The following is a 6140-nucleotide window of genomic DNA, read 5'->3' on the forward strand; positions in this document are numbered from 1 at the left end:
GGGCCGTGCTCGGGGCGGTCGGTGGTAGCCATGGCGCTTTCTGAGGGGGGCCGGGACGGGCGCAAAGCAGGACCCGCAGGCGCGCGGGGCGCACCTGCGGGTCTGCTCTGTGCCTGGGATCAGGCGGCTGCCTGGATCAGGCGGCGTCGGCGGCGGCCTTGGGGGCGTTCACGTCGGCCGGCAGCGCCTTCTGGGCGACCTCGACCAGGGACGCGAAGGCACCCGGGTCGTTCACCGCGAGCTCGGCCAGCATCTTGCGGTCGATCTCGATGTTGGCGGCCTTCAGACCCTGGACGAAGCGGTTGTAGGTGATGCCGTTCGCACGCGCGGCGGCGTTGATCCGCTGGATCCACAGCTGGCGGAAGTCGCCCTTGCGCTTCTTGCGGTCGTTGTAGTTGTAGACGAGAGAGTGGGTGACCTGCTCCTTCGCCTTGCGGTACAGGCGCGACCGCTGGCCGCGGTAGCCGCTGGCCCGCTCGAGGATGACCCGGCGCTTCTTGTGGGCGTTGACTGCCCGCTTGACGCGTGCCACTGCATTACTCCTTGGGTAGGACCGCGGACATCTTCACGCGGTCCGCATTCGAATAGGTCGGGAAGGATCGGCGGGTTCCCGCACCGGCGCAGCCGGGCGGGGCGCGATCACTTGCCGAGAAGCTTCTTGATCTTCTTGGCGTCGGCCGGGGCCATCTCGACCGTGCCGGCCAGGCGGCGGGTCAGCGTGGACGGCTTGTGCTCGAGCAGGTGACGGCGGCCGGCGCGCTGGCGCAGCACCTTCCCGGAGCCAGTGAGCTTGAAGCGCTTGCTGGCGCCGCTGTGCGTCTTGTTCTTCGGCATGTCGCCGTACTCTCCTCGTCGGTCCGCCCCCGCCCGCACATGTCGGGCGCAGACGGGGAGCGCTGGGATGGATCTTCGGGTGCCGGGGCGGGTCGCCCCGGTACCGAGGTACTGCTGGTTACTCTGCCGGAGCCTGGGCCTCTGCCGACTCCTCGGCGTCGGAGGTCTCGACGACATCCTCGGCCTCGGCGTCCTCGGGGGACTCGGCAGTGGCGGTGCGGCCCTGACGTTCGGCCTTGCGGGCGGCGGCGGCCTCGCGGGCCTCGGCCATCGCCTCGGTCTTCTTCTTGTGCGGACCGAGAACCATGATCATGTTACGGCCGTCCTGCTTGGGCGAGGACTCGACGAATCCCAGCTCCTGGACGTCGTCCGCGAGCCGCTGCAGCAGTCGGAAGCCCAGCTCGGGGCGGGACTGCTCACGACCGCGGAACATGATCGTGATCTTGACCTTGTCGCCCTGCTTGAGGAACCGGACGACGTGACCCTTCTTGGTGTCGTAGTCGTGCGGGTCGATCTTCGGCCGGAGCTTCATCTCCTTGATGACCGTGTGCGCCTGGTTCTTGCGCGCCTCACGGGCCTTCATGGCCGACTCGTACTTGAACTTGCCGTAGTCCATGAGCTTGCACACCGGCGGCCTTGCGGTCGCCGCGACCTCGACCAGGTCGAGGTCGTACTCCTGCGCGAGCTCCAGCGCCTTGGCAAGCGGCACAATGCCGACCTGCTCGCCACTGGGACCGACGAGTCGCACCTCGGGGACGCGAATCCGGTCGTTGATGCGGGGCTCGGTGCTGATGGGGCCTCCTCGGTTGCACCTGTTTCCGATGCGGCCGTCGGGCGGCGGTCGCACGTGTCGACTCGACTCACCGGGCGGAGCTTCATCCGTGCTGCGCTGCGCGCCTTGTCGGAGGGCACGCACCGCGGACACGAAAAAAGCCCCGCACGGTGCACAGGCGGGGCTCCACAACAACCGGAAGCGCCCTCGCGAGCAAGCTCGCGCGGGGCGACATGGCGGCGAAGGCACCCCGAAGGGCACCGACCGCGGACCGGAACCCGTCGACCCGGAGGACGATCGGGTGGGAGACTGACTGGGCGTCCCAATCGGGATCCCTGTACGTGGAGCCTCCACTTGTAGGCCGGACACCTGGGTGTCAGGCCGGTCAGTCTGGAATCATAGCAGCGTCCGGGGCCTCGGCGTTATTCCACGGCCCTGCGCGTACGCTCCCGGGGAGAGCCCTCACCCGCAGAGACAAGCGAGAACATGAGCACCCAGCCTGACCCCACCCCCGAGGACGACGCCACCCGTGACATCGCGGACGTGCCCGCCGTCGAGGTGATCACCACCGTGGCCGTGCATCTGATGAGCGCCGCCGCCGTGAAGTGCGGGCTCGCCGAGAACGGTGAGGAGCACAAGGACCTGGACGAGGCCCGCAAACTGATCACCGCGCTGGCCGCCCTGGTGACCGCCAGCGCCCCCGAGATCAGCAGCTTCCACGCCGCGCCGCTGCGCGACGGGCTGCGCTCGCTGCAGCTGGCCTTCCGTGAGGCCTCGCTGGTGCCGGACGAACCGGGTCAGGGACCGGGCGAGAAGTACACCGGCCCGGTCTACGCCTGAGCCCTTCCGTCCCCCGGCCGGGGGACGCCCGCCGCGGCGTCCCCCGCGCGGACCGGCCCGCCCGGGTCAGCGGCTGAGGAGCGGTTCCCCGGCGACGTTCGCCGAGGCGGGCAGCAGGGCCAGGTCCAGACCGCGGTCCAGCCGCACCCTCAGCAGCTCGTCCCCGGCCAGGGCGTCCGCGATCCGCTGCGTCGCCGCACGGACCGCGTCCTGCGCCGCCCCCGGCTCCGGAACCAGCGCCAGCACCGCGTCGGTCTGCTCGGCCGGCTGCAGATACGCCCTGAGCACCGCCGGCTCGGCGGCGACCACCCGGCGGAGCACCGCCAGCACCTCGGGGTCACGGGCCGGCGGCAGGTACTCCCGCCCCTCCGCGACCGCCCTCATGGCCGCACCCGTCAGCTGGTATGGGACCGGGCCCGCCGGATCCAGCAGCAGCGTGTCGGCGCGCTCCGAGTAGGCGGCCAGGACGGCCTGGCGGCCGTGCACCGGCACCGGGCGGGCGTCCGCCCGCCAGCGTGCCAGGGACTCCAGCGAGGTGAAGGCGGGCAGCGCCCGCCGCCCGTCCGGGGCCTCCACCACGGGGACCGCCATATCGCTGGTCTTCTCCCGCCGCAGGTTGTCCGGCCCTGTCTCCACCTCGCCCAGCAGCGCCACCACCGGCACCATCAGGCGGGCGCCGCCGATCCGGGCGAGCAGCCCGGGCTCGGCTGCGGCGGGGTCGTCGGCCCACCGGGCCAGGGCCGCGGCCAGCCGGGGGTCGGCTCCGCCGTCGTCTCCGGAGAAACCGGGATCCGGGATGCTCTTGCGTTCCACGCATTGAGGGTATGCGACGCTCCGAGCGCCTTCTCAGGCGGCGCTCACTCTCCTCTCAGCCTTCTCGCAGACGGGCTTCCTAACGTCGTGCGCACGAGCGGAAGGAGCCCGGAGATGCTGGTCCCGGCAGGGCGCCCGAGCGGCGGCCGACCCCGAAGACGGCCCGGCGGGGTGCTGCGCACCGCGGCACTGGTGGGCATCGTGGCCCTCGGCTGCGGGACGGTGCTGCAGATCTCCCGCGACCGGCCGGGCGCGCGCGGCACCGGCGGGCACGCCTCCGCGGCCCCGTCCTCCTCGGCCCGGGCCTCGGCGGCCCCGTCCTCCTCCAGCATGTCCGGCGGCGGCCCCGCCCTGGCCGCCGGCGCCGCCCCCTCGGCCACCGCGCAGGGCCCCACCGGGCTGCCGACGCACGACGCCGCCCGGGTCTCCGCCGCGCCCTCGACCCGGGACACGTCCGGGTCGGCCGCGGACGCCGTCGCCCAGGCCGTCCGGAAGGCGGCCGCCGGGGCCCACGGCCTGCTGTCCGTCGCCGTCGAGGACCTCTCCAGCGGGGTGACGGCGCACTACGGCGCCGCCGGGCACAGCTTCGCCACCGCCAGCATCGCCAAGGTGGACATCCTGGCCGCGCTGCTGCTCCAGGCCCAGCAGGCGGGCCGCGAGCTGACCGCGGCGGAGCTGGCCGACGCCAATGCCATGATCACCAACAGTGACAACAGCGCCGCGGACGCCCTCTACACCCGGATAGGGCGTGCGTCCGGCCTGGACCGCGCCAACCGCGCCTTCGGCCTCACCTCCACCGCCGCCGGAGCCGCCGGCCACTGGGGACTGACCGCCACCACCGCCGTCGACCAGGTCAGGCTGCTGAGGGCGATATTCGGCGCCGGCTCCCCGCTCGACGCCGACTCCCGCGGCTATCTGCGCACCCAGATGGGACTGGTGGAGAGCGACCAGAACTGGGGAGTCTCCGCGGCCGCCGACGACAGAAGCACCTGTCGGCTGAAGAACGGCTGGCTGCCGCGCTCCGCCACCGGCCTGTGGGTGGTCAACAGCATCGGCGAGGTGCGGCACGACGGCCGTCAGCTGCTGATCGCGGTGCTCTCCGACGGCAACGCCACCCAGGAGCAGGGCATCGCACTGGTCGAGGCGGCCGCCGCGGCCGCCGCCGGGGCGCTCACCGGGGCACTGGGGACACACGCCTGAGGTCCCTGCGCGCCCGCCGCCGCAGCAGTACGGCGAGCAGCAGCAGGCAGACCCCCGCCGGGATCCGCAGCCGGCCGGACCACGCCGCGCCGGGGCGGGTGCGCGGCGGGGGCGCCGCCGCCCGGACGGCTCCCCCGGTCCCCCTGTCCGCGGCCGGGACCGGCCGCGGCACGGCCGGCTCGGGCCGCAGGCGTACCGCGGCGGCCAGCGCCGCCACCGGGTCGACCACGCCCGCACCGACCGCGTCGCTGCGCCCCCCGGCGGGCCGGGCGGCGGCGGTCCGCTGCAGCACGGTGCGGATCTGGGCGGGGCTCAGCCCGGGGCGGGCCGAGTGCAGCAGCGCGACCACGCCGGAGACATAGGCGGCGGCCGCGCTGGTGCCCCAGCCCTCGTAGTAGTGGCGGTCCGGGTCGGCGATCACCACGTCGACGCCGGGGGCGGCGACGGCGGTGTACCAGCGGCGGGTGGAGAAACCCGCCGGGTCGCCGCCCCGGTCCACCGCGGCGACGGCGATCACCCCGGGGTAGGCGGCGGGGTACGAGGAGCGGTCGCCGTTGCGGCGGCCGTTGCCCGCGGACGCCACCAGTGGCACCCCGTGGCGCAGGGCGTACTGCACGGCGGCGTACTCCCCCGGGTCCGCGTGCGCCTCGCCGCTGTCGTCGCCGAGCGACATGTTGATCACGTCCGCGCCGTGGTCCACCGCCCAGCGGATGCCCGCCGCCAGGGTGTTGCCCGGACGGCTGCGGGCCTGGGAGCGCCGGGGGTCGGCGTCCTCCAGGATGACCCGCACCGGGAGGATCCGGGCGGCCGGGGCGATCCCCAGCACCCCCGCGGTACGGCCGGGCCCATGGCCGTGCCCGGCTATGATCGCCGCCATCCCGGTGCCGTGGCGCGCCCACGTGCGGTCGCCGGGGCGGGCGCCGACGCCCACCATGTCCCGGCCGGGGAGCACCTGGCCGGTGAGGTCGGGCTGGCCCGGGTCCACCCCGGTGTCGAGCACCGCGACCACCGTCCCCTCCCCCCGGGTGGTGTGCCATGCCTGCCGGGCGTGGAGGGTGCGCAGCGGCCACTCGTGGTCCCGGGCGGTGTCCGCGTACGCAGCCGGGGCCGCCGTCAGCGCCGGCAGTGCGCCGGCCAGCAGCGCGGCCGCCGCCAGCCGGGTCCGGGAGTTCCGACGGGGTGTCATCGGGCGGCGGCCGCTGAGGGGCGGTGCTCGTGCAGGGCCCCGCCGAGGGCGGTGCCGACCGCGTCGGAGACCCGGGCGGCCAGCCCCTCGGCCGCGAGGGGCAGACCGGCCTCCACCAGGGGGTCGTGCGGATCGCCGGGGGGACCGCCGGCCGGGAGGGGGTGGGCGATCCGCCGTCCGTCGGCGAAGGCGGAGACCGACCAGACGAGCCAGGGACCGGCCGGGTCGGGCCGGGCCGTCCACGCCGCGGCCGAGTCGGCCGGTCCGGTGGCCGGAGGCGGCGTCAGAGCGGCCCGGCGGCCGGTGCCGTGGCGCTCCCAGCCGCGGGCGAAGCGGGCGGCCGCCGAGGGACCTGCCGCGGAGGTGACGGCGATGCCCACGGTGACCAGCCGGGTGCGCGCCAGATCGGTGTAGGTGGTCCGGAGCAGCCGGGCGCAGCCGACGGGGGCCAGCGCGTCGTACAGCCCGCGGCCGAGCAGGGCGGGGGTGCACGGG

8 protein-coding genes are annotated in these 6140 nt (G+C 74.6%); 2 read left to right on the top strand and 6 right to left on the bottom strand.

All coding sequences use genetic code 11. The features are described 5' to 3' along the window. Positions 1-136: 136 nt before the first annotated feature. The 3 genes from rplT to infC form a co-directional block, all read right to left on the bottom strand. The gene (rplT, locus tag AOK09_RS31200; protein ID WP_055590590.1) at positions 137-532 is read right to left on the bottom strand and encodes a 50S ribosomal protein L20; all 396 of its coding nucleotides are present in this window, start codon (positions 530-532) and stop codon (positions 137-139) included. 107 nt (positions 533-639) lie between these two features. Continuing rightward, a complete protein-coding gene (rpmI, locus tag AOK09_RS31205) occupies positions 640-834 on the bottom strand; it encodes a 50S ribosomal protein L35 (protein ID WP_055590591.1) in 195 nt (64 codons plus the stop codon). Between the two features lie 118 nt (positions 835-952). Further along, entirely contained in the window at positions 953-1657 is a 705-nt protein-coding gene (gene infC / locus AOK09_RS31210; protein WP_055590595.1) for a translation initiation factor IF-3, read from the bottom strand. Between the two features lie 435 nt (positions 1658-2092). Here infC and AOK09_RS31215 point away from each other — a divergent pair, with 435 nt between their 5' ends. Then, the gene (locus AOK09_RS31215; protein WP_055590592.1) at positions 2093-2446 is read left to right on the top strand and encodes a DUF1844 domain-containing protein; all 354 of its coding nucleotides are present in this window, start codon (positions 2093-2095) and stop codon (positions 2444-2446) included. 66 nt (positions 2447-2512) lie between these two features. Here the strand turns inward: AOK09_RS31215 and AOK09_RS31220 are convergent, their stop codons facing one another. Beyond that, positions 2513-3259: an SseB family protein gene (locus tag AOK09_RS31220; protein WP_055590593.1), complete on the bottom strand. Its 747-nt coding sequence runs from the start codon at positions 3257-3259 to the stop codon at positions 2513-2515. Positions 3260-3373: 114 nt separating this feature from the next. On the opposite strand from AOK09_RS31220, the gene AOK09_RS31225 reads away from it, so the two are divergent. After that, the gene (locus AOK09_RS31225; protein ID WP_107101506.1) at positions 3374-4459 is read left to right on the top strand and encodes a serine hydrolase; all 1086 of its coding nucleotides are present in this window, start codon (positions 3374-3376) and stop codon (positions 4457-4459) included. Here the strand turns inward: AOK09_RS31225 and mycP are convergent. Together mycP and AOK09_RS31235 are read right to left on the bottom strand one after the other, a co-directional pair. Beyond that, a complete protein-coding gene (gene mycP, locus AOK09_RS31230) occupies positions 4431-5645 on the bottom strand; it encodes a type VII secretion-associated serine protease mycosin (protein ID WP_079063579.1) in 1215 nt (404 codons plus the stop codon). The genes AOK09_RS31225 and mycP overlap by 29 nt on opposite strands. Beyond that, positions 5642-6140, bottom strand: a 499-nt coding sequence (locus AOK09_RS31235; protein ID WP_055590594.1) for a hypothetical protein, incomplete at its 5' end; no start/stop codon positions are given. The genes AOK09_RS31235 and mycP, both read right to left, overlap by 4 nt.

It is taken from the genome of Peterkaempfera griseoplana (assembly GCF_001418575.1).
Lineage (GTDB): Bacteria > Actinomycetota > Actinomycetes > Streptomycetales > Streptomycetaceae > Peterkaempfera > Peterkaempfera griseoplana.

What these genes read in the sequence shown, in the direction of transcription:
- rpmI (WP_055590591.1), bottom strand. Translation starts at nt 834, where the DNA reads ATGCCGAAGAACAAGACGCACAGCGGCGCCAGCAAGCGCTTCAAGCTC.
- AOK09_RS31215 (WP_055590592.1), top strand. Translation starts at nt 2,093, where the DNA reads ATGAGCACCCAGCCTGACCCCACCCCCGAGGACGACGCCACCCGTGAC.
- AOK09_RS31225 (WP_107101506.1), top strand. Translation starts at nt 3,374, where the DNA reads ATGCTGGTCCCGGCAGGGCGCCCGAGCGGCGGCCGACCCCGAAGACGG.
- mycP (WP_079063579.1), bottom strand. Translation starts at nt 5,645, where the DNA reads ATGACACCCCGTCGGAACTCCCGGACCCGGCTGGCGGCGGCCGCGCTG.